General features: G+C 64.5%; 17 protein-coding genes and 1 tRNA gene. 5 read left to right on the top strand and 13 right to left on the bottom strand.

From position 1 onward, the window contains the following. Both ABF990_RS14095 and ABF990_RS14100 read left to right on the top strand, forming a co-directional pair. Positions 1 to 1,683: DNA translocase FtsK (locus ABF990_RS14095; RefSeq protein WP_415506657.1), on the top strand; the 1,683-nt coding region annotated here is incomplete at its 5' end. A gap of 5 nt (positions 1,684 to 1,688) precedes the next feature. Next, complete coding sequence (locus tag ABF990_RS14100) at positions 1,689 to 2,432, top strand: RluA family pseudouridine synthase (RefSeq protein WP_415492240.1); 744 nt, start codon at positions 1,689 to 1,691, stop codon at positions 2,430 to 2,432. 253 nt (positions 2,433 to 2,685) lie between these two features. Here ABF990_RS14100 and ABF990_RS14105 read toward each other — a convergent pair whose 3' ends face one another. The 7 genes from ABF990_RS14105 to ABF990_RS14135 all read right to left on the bottom strand — a co-directional run bounded on the left by ABF990_RS14105 (position 2,686) and on the right by ABF990_RS14135 (position 9,866). Next, on the bottom strand, positions 2,686 to 3,747 hold the full coding sequence (locus ABF990_RS14105; RefSeq protein WP_415492241.1) for a hypothetical protein: 1,062 nt from the start codon (positions 3,745 to 3,747) through the stop codon (positions 2,686 to 2,688). 180 nt (positions 3,748 to 3,927) lie between these two features. After that, on the bottom strand, positions 3,928 to 5,013 hold the full coding sequence (locus tag ABF990_RS14110; protein WP_415492251.1) for a glycosyltransferase family 4 protein: 1,086 nt from the start codon (positions 5,011 to 5,013) through the stop codon (positions 3,928 to 3,930). Positions 5,014 to 5,108: 95 nt separating this feature from the next. Next, positions 5,109 to 5,780: a glutathione S-transferase gene (locus ABF990_RS14115; RefSeq protein WP_415492242.1), complete on the bottom strand. Its 672-nt coding sequence runs from the start codon at positions 5,778 to 5,780 to the stop codon at positions 5,109 to 5,111. A 217-nt stretch (positions 5,781 to 5,997) separates the two neighbouring features. Beyond that, positions 5,998 to 7,080 carry a tRNA 2-thiouridine(34) synthase MnmA gene (mnmA, locus tag ABF990_RS14120; protein WP_415500847.1) on the bottom strand — a complete coding sequence of 361 codons (1,083 nt, stop codon included), beginning with the start codon at positions 7,078 to 7,080 and terminating at the stop codon, positions 5,998 to 6,000. A gap of 33 nt (positions 7,081 to 7,113) precedes the next feature. Beyond that, entirely contained in the window at positions 7,114 to 7,428 is a 315-nt protein-coding gene (locus ABF990_RS14125; protein ID WP_415492244.1) for a ferredoxin family 2Fe-2S iron-sulfur cluster binding protein, read from the bottom strand. A gap of 96 nt (positions 7,429 to 7,524) precedes the next feature. After that, positions 7,525 to 8,703, bottom strand: coding sequence for a cysteine desulfurase family protein (locus ABF990_RS14130; RefSeq protein ID WP_415492245.1), 1,179 nt, complete (start codon positions 8,701 to 8,703; stop codon positions 7,525 to 7,527). Then, a complete protein-coding gene (locus ABF990_RS14135) occupies positions 8,700 to 9,866 on the bottom strand; it encodes a cysteine desulfurase family protein (RefSeq protein ID WP_415492246.1) in 1,167 nt (388 codons plus the stop codon). Before ABF990_RS14135 ends, ABF990_RS14130 begins: the two co-directional genes overlap by 4 nt. A 171-nt stretch (positions 9,867 to 10,037) precedes the next feature. Here ABF990_RS14135 and ABF990_RS14140 point away from each other — a divergent pair, with 171 nt between their 5' ends. Beyond that, positions 10,038 to 10,277: a hypothetical protein gene (locus tag ABF990_RS14140; RefSeq protein WP_415492247.1), complete on the top strand. Its 240-nt coding sequence runs from the start codon at positions 10,038 to 10,040 to the stop codon at positions 10,275 to 10,277. A 124-nt stretch (positions 10,278 to 10,401) separates the two neighbouring features. After that, positions 10,402 to 11,067: an alpha/beta hydrolase gene (locus tag ABF990_RS14145; protein ID WP_415492248.1), complete on the top strand. Its 666-nt coding sequence runs from the start codon at positions 10,402 to 10,404 to the stop codon at positions 11,065 to 11,067. 183 nt (positions 11,068 to 11,250) lie between these two features. On the opposite strand, the gene ABF990_RS14150 is transcribed toward ABF990_RS14145, so the two are convergent. Both ABF990_RS14150 and cysS read right to left on the bottom strand, forming a co-directional pair. Further along, the gene (locus ABF990_RS14150) at positions 11,251 to 12,027 is read right to left on the bottom strand and encodes an RNA methyltransferase (protein ID WP_415492249.1); all 777 of its coding nucleotides are present in this window, start codon (positions 12,025 to 12,027) and stop codon (positions 11,251 to 11,253) included. 61 nt (positions 12,028 to 12,088) lie between these two features. Continuing rightward, positions 12,089 to 13,495: a cysteine--tRNA ligase gene (cysS, locus tag ABF990_RS14155; protein ID WP_415492250.1), complete on the bottom strand. Its 1,407-nt coding sequence runs from the start codon at positions 13,493 to 13,495 to the stop codon at positions 12,089 to 12,091. Positions 13,496 to 13,630: 135 nt separating this feature from the next. On the opposite strand from cysS, the gene ABF990_RS14160 reads away from it, so the two are divergent. Next, a tRNA-Thr gene (locus ABF990_RS14160) sits at positions 13,631 to 13,705 on the top strand. 179 nt (positions 13,706 to 13,884) lie between these two features. On the opposite strand, the gene ABF990_RS14165 is transcribed toward ABF990_RS14160, so the two are convergent. From ABF990_RS14165 to ABF990_RS14180, 4 genes are all read right to left on the bottom strand, one after another. After that, complete coding sequence (locus ABF990_RS14165) at positions 13,885 to 15,282, bottom strand: bifunctional folylpolyglutamate synthase/dihydrofolate synthase (protein ID WP_415500849.1); 1,398 nt, start codon at positions 15,280 to 15,282, stop codon at positions 13,885 to 13,887. A 46-nt stretch (positions 15,283 to 15,328) separates the two neighbouring features. Then, positions 15,329 to 16,234, bottom strand: coding sequence for an acetyl-CoA carboxylase, carboxyltransferase subunit beta (gene accD / locus ABF990_RS14170; protein ID WP_415506658.1), 906 nt, complete (start codon positions 16,232 to 16,234; stop codon positions 15,329 to 15,331). A 189-nt stretch (positions 16,235 to 16,423) separates the two neighbouring features. Continuing rightward, complete coding sequence (gene trxA / locus ABF990_RS14175; protein WP_415492547.1) at positions 16,424 to 16,750, bottom strand: thioredoxin TrxA; 327 nt, start codon at positions 16,748 to 16,750, stop codon at positions 16,424 to 16,426. 485 nt (positions 16,751 to 17,235) lie between these two features. Further along, on the bottom strand, positions 17,236 to 17,878 hold a 643-nt coding region (locus ABF990_RS14180; RefSeq protein ID WP_415506659.1), incomplete at its 5' end, for a PD-(D/E)XK nuclease family protein.

Raw genomic sequence — 17,878 nt, forward strand, 5'->3', positions numbered from 1 at the left:
ACCCCGGCTTATGCACCCCACGGCACCCCCGCCGGCGCATCCCCCGCCCAGACCGCCACCGGCGAAAAACCGGCCAAAGCCGGGTTGCTGGGGCGGCTGTTCTCGACCGCCACCGCACAGGCCGGCACGACAGCCGCCACACCGCGCGGGCCGCAGCCCACCCACAAGGCCGGATGGGACCTGCCGCCCATCAGCCTGCTCAGGCCCGCCCCGGCCCATTCGCAGCTTGGTCCCTCGCCCGAGGCGCTGAACGCCACCGCCCGGCTTCTGGAGCAGGTTCTGGCCGATTACGGCGTGCAGGGCCGGATTGTGGGCATGAGTGCTGGCCCCGTGGTCACGCTGTACGAACTGGAACCGGCCCCAGGTATCCGGTCGGCGCGTATTATCGGCCTGGCCGATGACGTGGCGCGTTCGCTCTCGGTGCTGAGCGTGCGAATCGCCACCGTGCCGGGCCGCAATGTCATGGGGATCGAGGTACCCAACCAGACGCGCGAGACGGTCTACCTGTCCGAACTGATGGGAGAAGCCGCCTGGCGCGACGACCCCGGCCAGTTGCCCCTGGCCCTGGGCAAGGACATCGCGGGGGAGGCCATTTTCAGCGATCTGGCGCGCATGCCGCACCTGCTGGTGGCGGGCACCACGGGGTCGGGCAAGTCGGTTGGCGTGAACGCCATGATCCTGTCGCTGCTGTACCGCTTCTCCCCCGATGAATGCCGCCTGATCATGATCGACCCCAAGGTGCTCGAACTCTCGATCTATGACGGGATTCCCCACCTGCTGACCCCGGTTGTGACCGAGCCGCCCAAGGCCGTGAACGCGCTGAAATGGGTGGTGCGCGAAATGGACCGCCGCTACCGCACCATGGCGCATATGCAGGTCCGCAACATTGCGGGCTACAACGCCCGCGCGGCCGAAGCCCGGGCCGATGGCGAGGTTGTGGTGCGCCGCGTGCAGACCGGCTTCGACCCCGAAACCGGCAACCCGGTTTTCGAGGAACAGTCGGTCGCACTCGACCCCATGCCCTATATCGTGGTGATTATCGACGAAATGGCCGACCTGATGATGACAGCCGGCAAGGAAATCGATTCCTGCGTGCAGCGTCTGGCCCAGAAAGCGCGCGCCGCGGGTATTCACGTCATCATGGCGACACAGCGCCCGTCGGTGGATGTGATTACCGGCACCATCAAGGCCAATTTCCCCACCCGTATTTCGTTCCAGGTCATCAGCAAGTTCGACAGCCGCACCATTCTGGGCGAACAGGGCGCCGAGCAGCTTCTGGGCCAGGGTGACATGCTGTTCATGCAGGGGGGCGGGCGCATTACCCGCGTGCACGGCCCCTTCGTGGCCGATAACGAGGTCGAGCAGGTGGTTGGCTTCCTGAAAGAACAGGGTGAGCCGATCTACGATGACGACGTGCTGGCCGAACCGGCGGACGAGACCCCGGCTGGCGGCAACAGCCGCAAGGACAGCAACGACAGCGCCGAGTCCGACATGTACAGCGAGGCCGTGGCCATTGTCACGCAGGAAGGCAAGGCGTCCACCTCCTTCATCCAGCGCCATCTCTCCATCGGCTACAACCGCGCGGCCAAGCTGATCGAGCAGATGGAAAAGGAAGGCGTCATCAGCCGCGCGGACCACGTCGGTCGGCGCAAGGTGCTGGTCGGCCCGAACCGGGAGGACTGATCGTCATGCCCAGCCCGTCCGACATCGCCCGTACCTTTGCCCTGAACGCCCCGGCCATTCTGTATCAGGACAATCATGTCGTGATCCTGGACAAGCCCGCGGGCCTGCCGTCGCACGCCGGGCCTTCGGGCAGCCCCAGCGTGGAAACATGGTTCCCTCGCCTGTCCCGCCGCAGGGACGGCCCCTGGCTGGCCCACAGGCTGGATACCGATACGTCGGGCTGTCTGGCCATAGCCCTGCGCAAGCAGCCGCTTTTAACCCTGCAGGAGGCCTTTGCCGCGCACCGCGTGCAAAAGACCTACTGGGCTGTGGTGGACGGTAACCCGCAGGAAGACAGCGGGCGCATTACCCTGCCGCTGACCAAGGTCTCGACCCCGGCGGGCTGGCGCATGCAGGCCAACACCACGACCGAGCCCCCCAAGGCCACGAACGCAAAGGAGGGCAAAAGCCTACCCGCCACCACGACATGGCGCGTTCTGGGCCGGTCGGGGACCAAGAGCTGGCTGGAGCTGACGCTGCAAAGCGGACGCACGCACCAGGCCCGCGTGCATTGCGCCGCCATGGGCTGGCCCATTACGGGCGACGCCCTTTACGGCACCCCCCACGCACAGGGCCTGCACCTGCTGGCCCGCAGCCTGACCCTGCCCCTGTCACCCCCGGTCACGGCCGTAGCCCCCCCGCGCGACGGCATGCGCCCCGCCCTGCACGCCTGCGGATGGCAGGGGGATGACGGTCCTCCCCAGCCCTGAGTGTTCGGCACCAACGCCTATGCGCCGCTGGCGCAACAGCAGCCTTGATGACCGTTACAGATATTTTAACACCCGAACCCTTTGCACCCGAGATTGCTTGCCCAACAGAGCAGAACGCATGGGTGCGTGACACAGATCCTTTTAATCAAAAATGCCACTCCAGAAAGCCTATATGGCAAATCAGCCATATAGGCGCAGTTCCCGCCCCCATGTCAGTCAGATACGACGAGGTGTTACTGTTGATCTTGGCTCTTCAGCCTATCTGCCCTGATGTCCTCACCCAGCCACTTTTCTCTTCATCCAATTCAATGACCCTGTTACTTTCAGAGCCAACCACGCGGAAAAAACGTATTTGAATATTTAAAACGGATATCGCCTTCAGAAAATCTTCTGGTATTTTCTCATCCGCCGGAACAACCAGAATTTTTTTGACATTACCGCCATCCATCGCTGAATGCGTTAAAAGCTGTCCAATAGCAGTATATAAAATTTGTCGACCGACACCTGTTTTGACCTCATAGACTTCAGATAGAGCGCCATATTTTTTTACAAACAAATCAATAAGAACTGAATTAAAAACACCTTCTCCCTTCTGTAATTTTTCTACTCTTTCATCGTATAGTTTTTGTACAATCTCACCATGATAAGTAACATATTCAAACGCATCATTTCGCTCTCCCCATTTCTTTCCGGAAAATTCTTTACTATATCGATCAAATTCCTCCATTTTTTCTTTAAAATCATCAGAATTTATTTTTCCAGATGTCGCGTAATCCTTGAATTCCTTCACATCCAGAACAAATTTTTCAATTCTTTGCGTCAAATCCGACTGATCTATTTTACCAATGACAATTCCATGCCGGATAGTACCCTTGACATCAATCACATCAACACGATTGGCCTTAGACCACACCAAAAATGCTGATTTGCCAATCCCTTGCCGACCACCACCAATTTTTCCGCTATGCATCAGAAAAATATCACCAGTCTTAGAATCTTGGGCAAAAAATCCAGAGACCTGCGCGGTATTGCTATCGACTGCTATATTGATTTCAACCGTAATATTCTGAGCATTTTTCTTGGCTTCATACAGACCAAAAGCATTCCAATACCTTAACGTTGGTTCATCCTGCGTAAGCCCTCCAAATGCAACCCAAAGCAATCCATCACCATTTGAATAAATGATCTGGTCCGCATTGCCTCCTGGATGACCAACATTCTTTTTTCCCACACGTTTCAATGCTGTTTTGATATTTTTCTCTAAAAGAGTCTGAGCGCTTTTTTTATCTCCGGTGGATTCAACTAAAATCAGCATATATTGATTCCTTATGACGATATCTTTCGTAATATCACATTACTCACCATCCAACCGGACATATCAAGACACGAGACGATTACAGGAATCCGGTTTTTCTTCTTTGACCAATGATACAATGTCATGCACCACGGCATGCTCAAAGAGATTGTAACCCCCGGCAAACTGATCGCCCAAAGCTCATGCGTGGAACAGCCCTTTGCCCGGCCAGGCCCGCACGACCTCCGCATGCAGCATGGCGCGCTGGGTTGCTATGGCGTGGCTGTCAAAACTGGCGGCGCGCTGGCGGCCTGCGTTCCCCAGTCTTGCGCGCAGATCGGCATCGGTCATCAGGGTTTCCATAGCTGTCGTGACAGTAGGCGGATCGTCGGGGTCGGCATAAAGGGCGGCGGAACCAGCCAGTTCGGGCAGGTTGCCATTGCGCGACACCACCAGTGCCGCACCGCACCCCATGGCCTCCAGCGCCACCATGCCAAAGGGTTCGGCCCAGCGGCTGGGTGCGACCACAATGGCTGCGCGGCTCATGGTCTCCAGCACCTCCGCATGGGGCACCATGCCGCGCAGCCTTACGCCAGCACTCGCGGCGTCAGCCTGCAACCGTTCAAGAAAACCGGTCCGGGGAGAGTGCGGGCCAAACCTGTCGGCCCCCAGTATTTCGGCCTGCCAGCCGGGATAACGGGCAAGCAGGGTGTTGCACGCCGCAACGAACGCATCGGCCCCCTTGTCGGCCACCACGCGGCCCGCGAACAGCACAAGATTTTCGCGCCTGCTGACAGGGGCCGGGAGCGCGGTAAAATCGAGGCTGTTGGGCAGCACCGACACGCAGGCCTGCACGCCGCCACTGACAAAACGCAGCCGCACCCATTCCGAAACGGCGACCACGGCAACCTGCCGGGCCAGATGGTCACGTTCGGCCGGGGTTCCGGCATCGCGCATGGCGCAAGGATCGTTGTGCAGCACAAGCATGACCGGCACAGCGGGGCATGACCTGCGCAGCGCCAGAGCCAGATCGGCCCGGTTATGCACCTCGACCAGATCGGGCCGCACCTGCCTGACCAGTCTGGCCACCCCTTGTGCGTACCGCGCCTGCCTGCGTAACGGCAGGAACACCCGTGGCACGGCAAGAAAAGGCACATCGGGGTAAGGCGGGCCTGAAGGCGCGCGGCCCACCACAACCTCCCCCGCGCGGGCCATGCGATGAACCAGAATGGCTATGGCCCCGGCCTCCGCCACGGCAAAATGCTCGCGTGGCGGCAGGACGGTCATGACCCGCAGGGGCGTAGCCTCCGCACGGGCCGATCCTGTATCCGGTCCTGTATCCGCCCCGCCGCAGGGGCCGGGGGTGTAGGCTGCGCCTGCTTTCAAGGCAGGCTTTCGTACATGTCCAGTTGCCAGTCCAGCGGTTCGCCCGCAGCCTGGCGGTACCATTCCTCCATCAGCGGGTGGGCGCGCACCGCCGCCATGTAAGCGCGCGATTCAGCCGATAGCGCGGCCACGCCAAAGGACAGAAACCGGCAGACAATCGGCGCGAACATTGCATCCGCATTGCCGAACGTGGCCCCGAACAGATAGGGCCCCTGCTGGGCGTGGGCTTTACGCTGCTCGGTCCAGATCGCATCGATCCGGGCGATATCGCGGCGGGTATCCTCTGCCAGTGGTGTGGGGCCGGGGCGGTTGTCGCGGCCCAGGTTCATGGGCAGCGCACTGCGCAGGGCCCGAAAGCCCGAATGCATTTCAGCCGCGATGGAACGCGCCCGAGCCCGCGCGCACCGGTCGGCAGGCCAGAGGGCGGGTGCAATTTCCGCGCAGTATTCGGCAATGGAAAGCGAATCCCACACAATGGCGCCCTTGTGCTCCAGATAGGGCACGCACCCGTTGGGTGACAGCGTCTTGAGCGCGGTTGTCTGCCCCCCGCCCGCAAGGCGCACGGCCTCTATCGTGACATCCAGCCCCGCCAGACGCACGGGCAGCCAACCCCGCAGCGACCAGGACGAATATCGCTGCGTGCCGATAACCAGCCTGCCATCCGCCATGCCATATCCCTTTTCTGATAATCCCGCCCGTATCCCGCAGGAAACACGCCCCCCAGCCGGTGGCTGACCGCACAGCCCAAAAAGGGGTGTCGCGCGATCATCCGGCCCGTGGCCCATGCGCCAAGCCTACCGTACGGACCGGGCAGTACCTAGAGGCCGCCCGCCCCCCGCACAACCGTCAGGCGCCGGGCGCCCAGGTCAGCGTAGCCGGATGGAGCTAACCTCCCAGCCCTTCGGTCCGGCAGATGAACCCGCCGCCCAGAATGCGGCTGCCACGGTAGAACACACAGGCCTGACCGGGTGCGGGCATGGCGGGTTCGTCCAGCAGCACCTGCGCGCCACCGCCAGCAACGGGCACGACCCGGGCCGCACGCGGGGCTTCACGCGCGCGCATCTGCACATCGCACAGCAGTCCTTCGGGCGGGGCGTCCACCAGCCAGTTCACGTCACGCACGCCCAGCATGGTGGTATAGGCTGCCTCACGCGGGCCGATAATCACGCGCCTGCGCCCCGGTTCGACCCCCACCACCATCTGACGTTCGCCGTCCAGCCGCGCGGCGTTGCCCAGTCGCTTGCTCTGGCCCACCGTAAAGCGCATGACGCCTTCATGCTGGCCCACCACATGGCCCTGCCGGTCAACGATCTCGCCGGGGCCGGCCATTTCGGGGTGCATGCGTTCCACCAGATCGACATACGAGCCGTCGCTGACAAAGCACAGGTCCTGGCTGTCGGGCTTGTTGGCCACCACCAGACCGAAACGCTCCGCCTCGCGCCGGACGCTGGCCTTGTCGGGCATATCGCCCAGCGGAAACCGCAGGAAATCGAGCTGCGCGCGCGTGGTCGCAAACAAAAACCAGCTCTGGTCGCGCGCGATATCCACCGGGCGGTGCAACTCGGCCCCCTGCGGGCCTTCCACCCTGCGCACATAATGGCCGGTGGCCATGGCCTCGGCCCCGATCTCGCGCGCAAGGCCCAGAAGGTCGGTGAACTTCACACCCTGGTTGCAGGCCACGCAGGGCACGGGTGTTTCACCCGCCGCATAGGCATCGGCAAACCGTTCGATCACGCTGTCCTGGAAACGGCGTTCGGCGTCGATCACGTAATGCGCGAAGCCCAGCCTGTCGGCCACGGCCCGGGCGTCGCGGATATCCTGCCCCGCGCAGCACGCCCCTTTTTTGGCCGCCCCGCGCGAGTCGTACAGTTGCAGGGTGGCCCCCACCACTTCATGCCCTTCTTCCTGAAGGCGGGCGGCGACAACAGAACTGTCCACCCCCCCGGACATGGCGACAAGAATACGCATGATGGTGGCCTACCTTTTTGTTCTGCGGCCTGTTCAGGCCTTGCGCGGCAGGCGTACGACAAGCCCGTCCAGCGCATCGGTCATGACAATCTGGCATCCCAGGCGGGAGGTCTTTTCCAGGCCGAACGCCAGATCCAGCATGTCTTCCTCATCATCGGTGGGCTGGCCCAGCCTGTCTGCCCAGGCGGGGTCCACCACCACATGGCAGGTTGCACAGGCCAGAGACCCCTCGCAGGCCCCTTCGATATCGATATCGTGCTTGTGCGCGATTTCCAGCACCGACAGGCCAACCGGGGCATCCACCGTGTGTTCGGTCCCGTCCTGTTCAACAAACGTCATCTGGGGCATTGGTTCTCAATCCTGCCAAAGAAATTCCACGGCGGCGGTGGCCTGCATGCGCTGCATGCTACCAGACCCGTCGCGCCACCCGTATCGCGCACCCGCTTACGGCTGAGCCGCCGCACGCACCCGCAAGGCTGCCTGCGCGACTGTGCCGGCCGCGTTGAGCGCATCGGCGGCTGAGGTAAAACGTCCGGGGGACAGACGCAAGCTCCTTCCTGCCTCCTGCGCACTCAGCCCCATGGCTTCGAGCACGTAGGACGGGGCCAGTTCGGCCGAGGAACAGGCCGAACCGAGCGAGGCCTGCACGGGTTGGGGCATCTGTCGCAGGGCGGACACGACATCCAGCGCGCGCAGGCCTGCTGGCAGGCGCAGGCTGAAAATACCCGGCAGGCGGGGACTATGGGCCGCGTTCACCACGCAGCCGGGCAGGGCGCGCTCCAGACTGTCGAGAAAAATCTCCTGCAGGGTGGCCAGATGCGCCGCATCCTCGGCCATGCGCGTGCCAGCGATTCGACAGGCTTCGCCAAACCCTGCCAGCAGAAAACCCGGCAGCGTGCCCGAGCGAAAGCCGCGTTCCTGCCCCCCGCCCGAAAACAGCGGTTCAAGCCGCACGCGCGGCCGGTGCCGCACGAACAGCGCCCCCACCCCCTTGGGGCCATAGAGCTTGTGCCCGGACAGGGAGGCCAGCGCCAAAGGCGTTTTCCGCACGTCCACCGCGATCTTGCCTGCCGCCTGCGCCATGTCGGAATGCAGCAGCGCACCCTGTTCGCGCACGATCGCCCCCAGCATGTCCAGGTCCTGGAGCACGCCGGTTTCGTTATTGGCCGCCGCGATCGAGACCAGGGCGGTCGGTACCTCCAGCGCCTGGGCCAGCACGCTGGGGGCCAGACGGCCATCGGGCTCCACCGGCAGGATCACGGGGTCGAACCCCTCGCGCGCCAGATCGGCAACGCTTTGCAGCACGCATTTATGTTCGGTCGCCACGGTAATCACCCGCCTGCGCGTACTGCCCATGGCCGCGAGGTGCCGCACAGCCCCCTTGATGGCAAGGTTGTTGGCCTCCGTCGCGCCGGACGTAAACACGATCTCGCGCGGTTCCGCCCCGATCAGCCCGGCCACCTGTGCACGGGCGTGTTCCACCAGCCGGGCGGCGGCAAGGCCCGCATCATGCGTGGTGCTGTGCGGATTGGCGTTGTCATGCTCCAGCGCCGCCATCAGCACCGCGCGGGCCTGCGGGTCGCACGGGGTGGTGGCGGCGTGGTCGAAATACAGCGCGGTCATGCCTGCACGACCGGGCTTGCGGCCTCCCGCGTGGCGGCGGCCATATGGACATAGGCCGCCATGAAACGCTCCACCCCCGGCACTGTCACGTTCCATGGCAGCGACACGCGCACCGCCTGCCCCGCCAGTTCACCCAGCCCCATGGCATCCAGCACATGGGAAAACGCCACCTTGCCCGATGAACAGGCCGAACCGGCGGATACGCACACCCCTTCCAGGTCAAGGCGCATCAACTGCCCCTGCGCGCGGCGGCCGGGCAGGGCCAGGCAGCTTGTATTGGCAAGCCGCGCAGCCCCCCCGCCACAGACAACGGCCCCCGCCTGCACAGCCGCATGTTCCAGCCGGTCCCGCAGTGGGGCCAGATCACGCGGGGTGTCCAGCGCTTCCTCCAAGGCTGCGGCAAGGCCGGCAATGGCGGGCAGGGCCTGCGTGCCGCCGCGCCTGCCCTGTTCCTGCCCGCCCCCTTCGAACACGGGTTCGACCCGCGTGGGTGCAGGCCCCCCCAGCAGCAGGGCGCCAGCGCCCTTGGGGCCACCCATTTTGTGGCCCGAACAGGCCATGCTGCCAAAGCCCTGATCCCGTACCGAAATTTCGAACCGCCCGGCACCCTGCACGGCATCCACATGCAGGTGCGCCCCATACCGCGCGCACAGCCGCGCGACATCGGCCATGGGGTGCAGCACGCCGGTTTCGTTATTGGCCAGCATAAGGCACACGAAAGCGGGCGGTGCGTCCGGGCGGGCCAGAGCCTGCTCCAGCAGGTCCAGCCGCACCTGCCCGTCGGGCCGGACCTCCAGCCATTCGACCGGGCCGGCCGCGCTGGCGGGCACGCCAAGACGCACCGCGTCATGTTCCGTGCGGCCGACAAGAAACCGCCTGCCCCGGCCCAGCCCGTGCATGGCCAGCACGTTGGCCTCCGTCCCGCCGGAGGTAAAGATGCAGTTCAGCGCCTCCACCCCCAGCCGCCGCGCCAGAGTGCCCCGCGCGGTCTCCAGCAGGGCCCGCGCGGCCCGCCCCGCCGCATGCACAGATGACGGGTTGCCCACCAGCCGGGCCGCATCCAGCATGGCAGCCCCCGCACAGGGGCGCAGGGGTTCGGTGCCGTTGGCGTCCAGATAAACCGGCTCCGCGCCAGAAACGCCGCCGGGGCTGTGGGTGATCATGGTCAGGACATTCCGTTCACGGGCCGGTTCGAACCTGTATCGAACCGGCGGGCTTTTTTATCGGGGCGGGGCGCACGGGCGTGCCGCAGCCCCAGGCTGCGTTGACCGCAAGACAGCCATTATAACGATTTATGTGGAAATCCGGGCCACACAGTCGCTATAGAAGGCCACATGGTCAGCACCACAGGACATGCCGCCAAAGGGGATATCCTGTCACACAGTCAGGACAACAGCATTCCCGTGCATGGCATTCGCTTAATGACGTTCCCCGATTATGCCTGCCTTGCGGGCAAGGTCAACGCCCAGGCCCGCATGCCCTCTTTTATGACCACGCGACAGACACCATCTGTCCAGAACCACCGGTACCCGCAATCGCCATCAATGCATGGCCAACGCGTGGGTGCCGCTTAAAGTTTCTGCGGGTTTTGCCCCGCACGCCCTGGCCCGGAACGTGGCATCGTTCCCCGCCGGAGCGGTCATCAAACCTGGAAGCGTCATGCCCGTGGACGCCTTCCCCTGATCAAGCGGAACCTACATGCCTGAGGTTATGTTTGCCGGCCCGGATGGTCGTCTAGAAGGGCGCTATCACCATTCAAACGAGCCCAACGCCCCGCTTGCCCTCGTGCTGCACCCACACCCGCTGCACGGCGGCACCATGAACAACCGCGTGACGTATGCGCTGTACCGCTCATTTGAAAAAATGGGGTTTTCGGTCATGCGCTACAATTCGCGCGGGGTCGGGCGTTCGCAGGGCCGGTTCGACGGCGGCATTGGCGAAATTTCTGACGCCGCGGCCGCACTCGACTGGATGCAGATGGTCAACCCCAACGCCAGCGGACTGTGGATCGCGGGATATTCGTTCGGCGCGTTCGTGGGCATGCAACTGCTGATGCGCCGGCCCGAAATTACCGGCTGGATCAGCATTGCACCGCCTGCCGCGCATTATGACTTCGGCTTTCTTGCCCCGTGTCCGTGTAGCGGGCTCATGATTGCCGGCGGCAAGGACGACATGGCCCCCGAACCGGCCATCCGCAAACTGGTGGACAAGCTGAACACCCAGAAAGGTGTCAGTGTCGACTACCGTGTCTACCCCGATGCGGACCATATCTTCGCCAAGCAGGTCGACAAGGTGACCGACGCGGTGGAAGACCATGTGACCAGGACCATGGCACAACTGCATATGCCCTTGGCCGCCGACTAAACCCCACCCCGCCACCCACGGCCACCGCAAGGGAGCCATGGGCAGGGAGGACTGGCCGCAGGGACTACCCAACAAAAACCCCCACCTGTGAACAGGCGGGGGTTTTTGTTTATGCCCCATGTTATGCCACGTATTATGGCCCCGTTTATGGATTCGTGGCGGGCGGTAGGGAAATGCCGCCCCTTACTCTTCTGGCGGGCGGTGGGGGTGGGCCAGTTCCCGCACGACACCATGCAGGGTGCGCAGTTCCTGCTCCGTGACCTCACCCCGGGTAAAGAAATGCCGCAGATTACGCACCATGCCGGGGCGTTTCTGGGCGTTGCGCAGAAAACCGCAGTCATCGAGTTCGCGCACCAGATGCCCCATGAAGTTTTCCAGCTCGCCCTTGGTGGCGACATGGGTCTCGTTCGTCATGAGGGTGCGCTCGGGTGTGGTTTCCACCGCCATCCACCATTCATACGCCATGATCATGACCGCCTGGGCCAGATTGAGCGACATGAAAGCCGGGTTGAGCGGGTAGCGGATCAGCGCGTCCGCGCGGGCCATGTCCTCATTGTCCAGCCCGGCGCGTTCGGGGCCGAACAGCAGCCCCACCTTCAGCCCGCGCTGGGTGGCCGCGCGCAGTTCGGCGGCACCCCCGCGCGCGGTCAGCACGGTTTTGACAATATGGCGGGGCCGGGGGCAGGTGGCGAACACGTGGTGCAGGTCGGCTATAGCGTCATCCACCGTGGGGTGGATGGTCGCCGCATCCAGAATACGGTCGGCGCCGGATGCCGCGCGCCATGCCCGTTCCTGCGGCCAGCCGTCACGCGGGGCGACAAGACGCAGGTGAAACAGCCCGCCATTGGCCATGGCGCGCGCCGTGGTGCCGACATTCTCCGCCATTTGCGGGCGCACGAGAATAACGACCGGCGTGTTGCCCAGCGGCTTCAGCGGTGCGCCGCCGTCACGCCCGGTCATGCCGGCACTCCGTCACGGGCGCATTTTGTCCCGTTGCCGCCTGTGCGGACCATGTGCGGGGTCATGCGCGCCTCCAGCTTGTACCATCGCGTGTATCTTCAAGAACGATGCCCATGGCCTGCAACTGGTCGCGCACGGCGTCCGCCCGTGCGAAATCGCGCGCCTTGCGGGCGGCAAGCCGTTCGGCGATCAGCGATTCGATCCGGGTGTCGTCATCACCCGCGCCACCGCCACGGAACCATTCCTGCGGGGTCGCCTGCAAAAGCCCCATAAGCCCCGCGCCAGCCTTGAGCGCATGCGCCGCCGCCCGGTCACCCGCCAGCGCCTGCCCGGCCAGCGCGTGCAGTTCGGCAATGGCCAGTGGGGTGTTCAGGTCATCGGCCAGAGCCGCCAGCAGGGCCGGGGAGGCTGGCCCGCCATCATTGCTGCCTGACGTATCCGCCGTATCGCCGGTCAGCCCGCAGGTTTCCAGCGCGCGGTAGAACCGGTCCAGCGTGCGGCGGGCTTCGAGCAGTCCGGCATGCGTGTAATTGAGGGTAGAGCGATAATGCGCGCCCAGCAGCAGAAGCCGCAGGGCCTCGGCCGGGGCCTGGGTCAGCACGTCGCGGATGGTCAGGAAATTGCCCAGGGACTTGGACATTTTCTCCCCATCGACCAGCAGCATGGCGTTATGCACCCAGTAATTGGCAAAACGCCCGCCGGGGTAGCAGCACAGGCTCTGCGCGCGTTCGTTTTCATGGTGCGGGAACAGCAGGTCCGACCCGCCGCCATGAATATCGAAACTGTCGCCCAGGTAACGGTGCGACATGGCCGAGCATTCGATATGCCAGCCCGGCCGCCCCCGGCCCCATGGGCTGTCCCATCCCGGCTGGTCCGCGTCGGAGGGTTTCCACAGCACGAAGTCGCCCGGCGCTTTTTTATAGGGGGCGACCTCCACCCTGGCTCCGGCCTCAAGCTCGTCAGGATTACGGCCCGACAGCGCACCGTAGGACGCAAAAGACCCGACCGCGAACAGCACATGGCCCTGTGCCTCATAGGCATGGCCATTGGCGATCAGCCGGGCGATCATGTCCTGCATCTGGGCGATGTTATGGGTCGCGCGCGGTTCAATGTCGGGCGGGAGCACACCAAGTGCCGCCAGATCCTTGTGGAAATCGTCCGTGGTGCGGGCGGTCAGGGCTGCAATATCCTCGCCGTTGGCGCGGGCGCGGGCCGTAATCTTGTCGTCCACATCGGTAATGTTACGCACGAAGGTCACGCGCGGGTACAGGTGGCGCAGCAGCCTCACCAGCACATCCGCCGTCAGCATGGCCCGCAGGTTGCCGATATGGGCCAGATCATACACCGTGGGCCCACAGTAATAGACCTTGACATGGGCAGGATCGAGCGGCGCGAACGGCACGGTAGCGCGGCGCTGGCTGTCGTGCAGGACAAGGCTTGGCAGGGGCTGAGAAAATTCGTGCGGCATGCCGCCTAGATGCGCCAGCAGCACAGGCGATGCAATATGCCGCGTTGCCAAAAAGCATGGATCGGGCCAAAAACAGGGCTTGACGAAACAGCACCCTTGCCGCTTATAGTCCGGCCCTGCACAGAGGTGCCGCGTGCCCTTATAGCTCAGTGGTAGAGCAACCGCCTTGTAAGCGGTAGGTCGTGGGTTCAAATCCTACTGGGGGCACCACTTTTTTCCCGCACATATCGCGCAGGCTCCGGGCCCTGGTCCGTACACCTGCCACAGACCGGCCGCCCCGCCCCCCGCTGCGCGCCCACCGTTCCGCATGACCGGCCCCGAGTCCCGCCCGGTGGACCACGTCGGGCCGGAGCGGATCGAAGGATGCAGGTTACGGCAGGCAGGCCGGTTCAGCTTGCGCGCCAGCCATCCTGCTTGAGGGCCACACCCGCCAGATACAGGCTGCCGCAGATCAGCACCCGTGCGGGGCCGCCCTGTTCCGCCGCCAGCGCCCCAAGAGCGCGGGCCAGCGTGGGGCCGACATGCGCCTTGCCGCCAGAGGCCGCCACAATCGACTCGACCGGCAGGGCCAGATGCTGCTCCGGCTCGCAAATGGCCCAGATATCGGTCGCATAGGGCAGGACAGGGCCAAGAAAGCCCGAGGCATCCTTGGTCTGCTTCATGCCCACGAGCAGATGCACCGGCCTGTCGGACCAGTCGCGCAGGGCCTGGGCCAAAGCCGCACCGGCACCGGGGTTATGCCCGCCATCGAGCCATAATTCCCAGCCCTGCGGCAGCATGGCCGCCAACGCTCCGTGCAGGCGCTGCATGCGCGCGGGCCAGGACACACGCCCCACACCCTGCCAGCCGGCCTCCGGCACGGACAGGCCGGACAGGCGCAGCGCTTCCACCGCAAGACCCGCGTTTTCGACCTGCCACGGACCGGGCAGGGCCGGTGCCGGCAGGGACAGCGTACCCCGCGCATCGCGCAGCAGCAGGCCGGGGCGTGTCGCACCGCTGCCCTGTACGTCATTGATCCGTGCGCCGTTAACCCGTGCGCCATGAACCTGTGTGCCGCTGCCCTGCGCGCTATCGGAATCCGGGCTGCCGGGCTGCACGGGGCTGATCGTCCAGTCCTCGCCCCGGCAGGCAAGCGGGGTGCCCACGCGCAGGGCCTCAGCCTTGAGCACGGCCATGACCTCGGGGGGCTGCACACCTGTCACCGCAGGCACGCCGGGCTTGAAAATGCCCGCCTTTTCCATGGCGATGGCCCCAAGGGTCTCGCCCAGAAACGCCTCATGATCGCGCGAAATGGAGGTCACGACACAGGCCGCGACCCGGCGCAGCACGTTTGTTGCGTCGCACCGCCCGCCCAGACCGACCTCGATAATCGCCAGATCTGCCGGATGCCGCGCGAACAGCACGAAACCGGCCGCCGTCAGCACCTCGAACACGGTAATGGGGGCACCCGCGTTCACCCGTTCGATGTCCTCGAGCGTGGCCACAAGTTCCGTCTCGCTCACAAGCCGGCCCGCTATGCGAAAGCGCTCGGTCACGTCCACCAGATGCGGCGAGGTCATGACATGCACCCGCCAGCCCGCTGCCTCGGCAATGGCGCGCAGGGTGGCACAGGTGCTGCCCTTGCCATTGGTCCCCGCAACATGGATGACAGGCGGCAGCCGGTCCTCGGGGTGGCCGAGGCGGGCCAGCAACGCCTTGAGCCGGTCGAGCGAAAGGTCGATCAGGGCCGGATACAGGCGGTTGAGCCGTTCAAGGACTTCACCCGGGCGACCGGTGAACTCGGCCATGGGGCCACCCGTGCGCACCGCGCCGGACTGTTCGGACACGGGCGGCTTACTCGGCCGCTACAGCGGGGGCCGGGGGCTGGCGCGGGGGTGGGGCCGTGACATCGGCCGGGGCACGGGTCAGCAGGCCGATCACGCGCGCCAGCGTGGCGGGCAGCGCCTTGCGCACCACCACCATGTCCAGCATGCCGTGATCGAGCAGGTATTCGGACCGCTGGAACCCTTCGGGCAGCTTTTCGCGCACGGTATCCTCGATCACGCGCGGGCCGGCGAACCCGATCAGGGCATTGGGTTCGGCCATCTGCACATCGCCCAGCATCGCAAAGGACGCCGTGACACCCCCCGTTGTCGGGTTGGTCAGCACGACAATATAGGGCAGGCCCGCGTCACGCAGCATCTGCACGGCTACGGTGGTGCGCGGCATCTGCATGAGGCTGATCACACCTTCCTGCATGCGGGCACCACCCGAGGCGGTAAAGATCACCAGCGGGGATTTCTGCAAAATGGCAAGACGGGCGGCGGCCACGAACCGTTCGCCAAAGGCGGCCCCCATGGTTCCGGCCATGAATTCGAACGCCATGACAGCCACAACGGCCGGGTGCCCGCCTATGGTGCCATGCGCGACCACCAGCGATTCGTCCAGATGGCTTTTGGCGCGCGCATCCTTCAGGCGGTCGGTGTATTTTTTCTGGTCCCGGAAGCCCAGGGGGTCGACCGGGGCCTGCGGCAGTTCGATACGGTTGAAATCCCCGTTGTCGAACGTCCATTTCAGGCGGTCCATGACCGTAACGCGCATGTGGTGGCCACAATGCGGGCAGACGTTCAGGGTCTTGTGCAGTTCCTTGGCCAGAAGCATCTGATTGCAGGAGTCACACGTGGTCCACAGGTTATCGGGCACTTCGCGCTTGAGAAGGCCGCGAATCTTGGGACGGACGTATTCGGTGATCCAGCTCATCTTGAACCTGTTGAACCTTGTACTGGCTTTACGGACTGACCGCCTGCATTACGCCGCTCGCACCGTTCTGCCAAGCCTTATGAAACGGCGGACCTGTCGCGGCCCCGCCGGGGACCATGCGGCGCGACTATCCCGGCCAGACCGGCCGGGGCCTGTCATGCGGGGGCCATGCAGGCCCCCGCAGGGTCATCAGGCGGCGGCTTCCACCCAGGCCTTGAGCTGGCTTTTGGGCAGCGCGCCCACCTTAGTGTCCACCACCTTGCCGTCACGCACCAGCATGAGTGTGGGAATGCTGCGCACGCCATAGGTGTTGGGGGTGACGGGATTTTCGTCGATATTGACCTTGGCGACGGTCAGCTTGCCCTGCATTTCGCGGCCGAGATCTTCAAGGGCCGGGCCGATCATCTTGCACGGGCCGCACCATTCCGCCCAGAAGTCGACCAGCACCAGGCCGGACGCCTTCAGCACATCCTTGTCGAAGCTGGAATCGCTGACAGCAAGCGTATGTTCACTCATGTTTCTGTATCCTTATCCATACGTCCACGCGCCGTGCCTGCCCCCGCAAGACGGGTCCGGCGTGATGAGAGTTCTACACTTAGGGTGGCCGGGGCCACGGTCAAGATGCGATGCCGAACTTGCCGCGGGCACCGCACGGGCGGAACACCGGCCACCACCCCATGATACCGCCCGTGGTACCCCGTAGTCCCACAACGCGACACTCCTGTGTGACCTCCCCTGTGTGGCTCCTGTAGAGCGTCCCCTATGGAGCGCACTCCCTTGGAGCCCCCGCGGAGACGCACCTCTGTGCCACGCCCCCTTGCCACACTCTGTGCCGCAACCCCGAGCCACACCCTGTGTGACATCCGTCAGCCACCCAGCGCGCCAGCATGGGGACCAATCGCACCGGCGATACCACGCGGGGAGGAGATACCCGAAAGGGGCTGCGATCATGCTTTGGGCACGCCCTGCGCAATAGCTTGGAGGAATGCTTGGGAAATGCCTTAGGGAATACTCCGGGCAGCACCTTGGGCGACACCTTGGGCAGCGCCCGGGGGGGCATGGCTGTCCAGCAGGGCGGGGGGCAGTACGTCCGCGCGGGGCTGTTCGGTCCAGACCAGCACGCAGGTGACCGGCTTTTGCGGCCAGATCTGGCGCAGCAGCACGCGGTAGGCCGCCATCTGACGCAGATACAGCACAGGCGTGTCCTCCACCCGGTGTGGCACGTGACGCCCGCTTTTGAAATCGCACACGACAATCCGGTCATCCAGAACGCACATGCGGTCCACCTGCCCCATGATGACCTGCGTGCCCGCAACGCCCACCAGCCGCTGTTCGGCCCGGGCCTGCGGCATGAACAGCGGGGCGAGATCGGGCAGGCGCAGCACGGCCACGACCCTTTCGGCAAGGGTCGCGGCCTCCTGCGGGTCCAGACCGCTGGCGGGGCGGGCAAGCCATGCCCGGGCCAGTTCGGCCTGCTGTTCGGGTGGGTGATCGGGCAGGAACTGCAACAGCGCATGCACCATGCTGCCCTTGCGGAACGCCGCCTCCCGCGCGCGGGCGGGGCTGATGGCCGACACCTCAAGCGGGGAACGCGCGGGAGGCGGCGTTCCGCAAGGGCAGCATGGTGCATGCGCTGTTGCAGTT

Source organism: Acetobacter sp., from assembly GCF_047723915.1.
GTDB lineage: Bacteria > Pseudomonadota > Alphaproteobacteria > Acetobacterales > Acetobacteraceae > Acetobacter.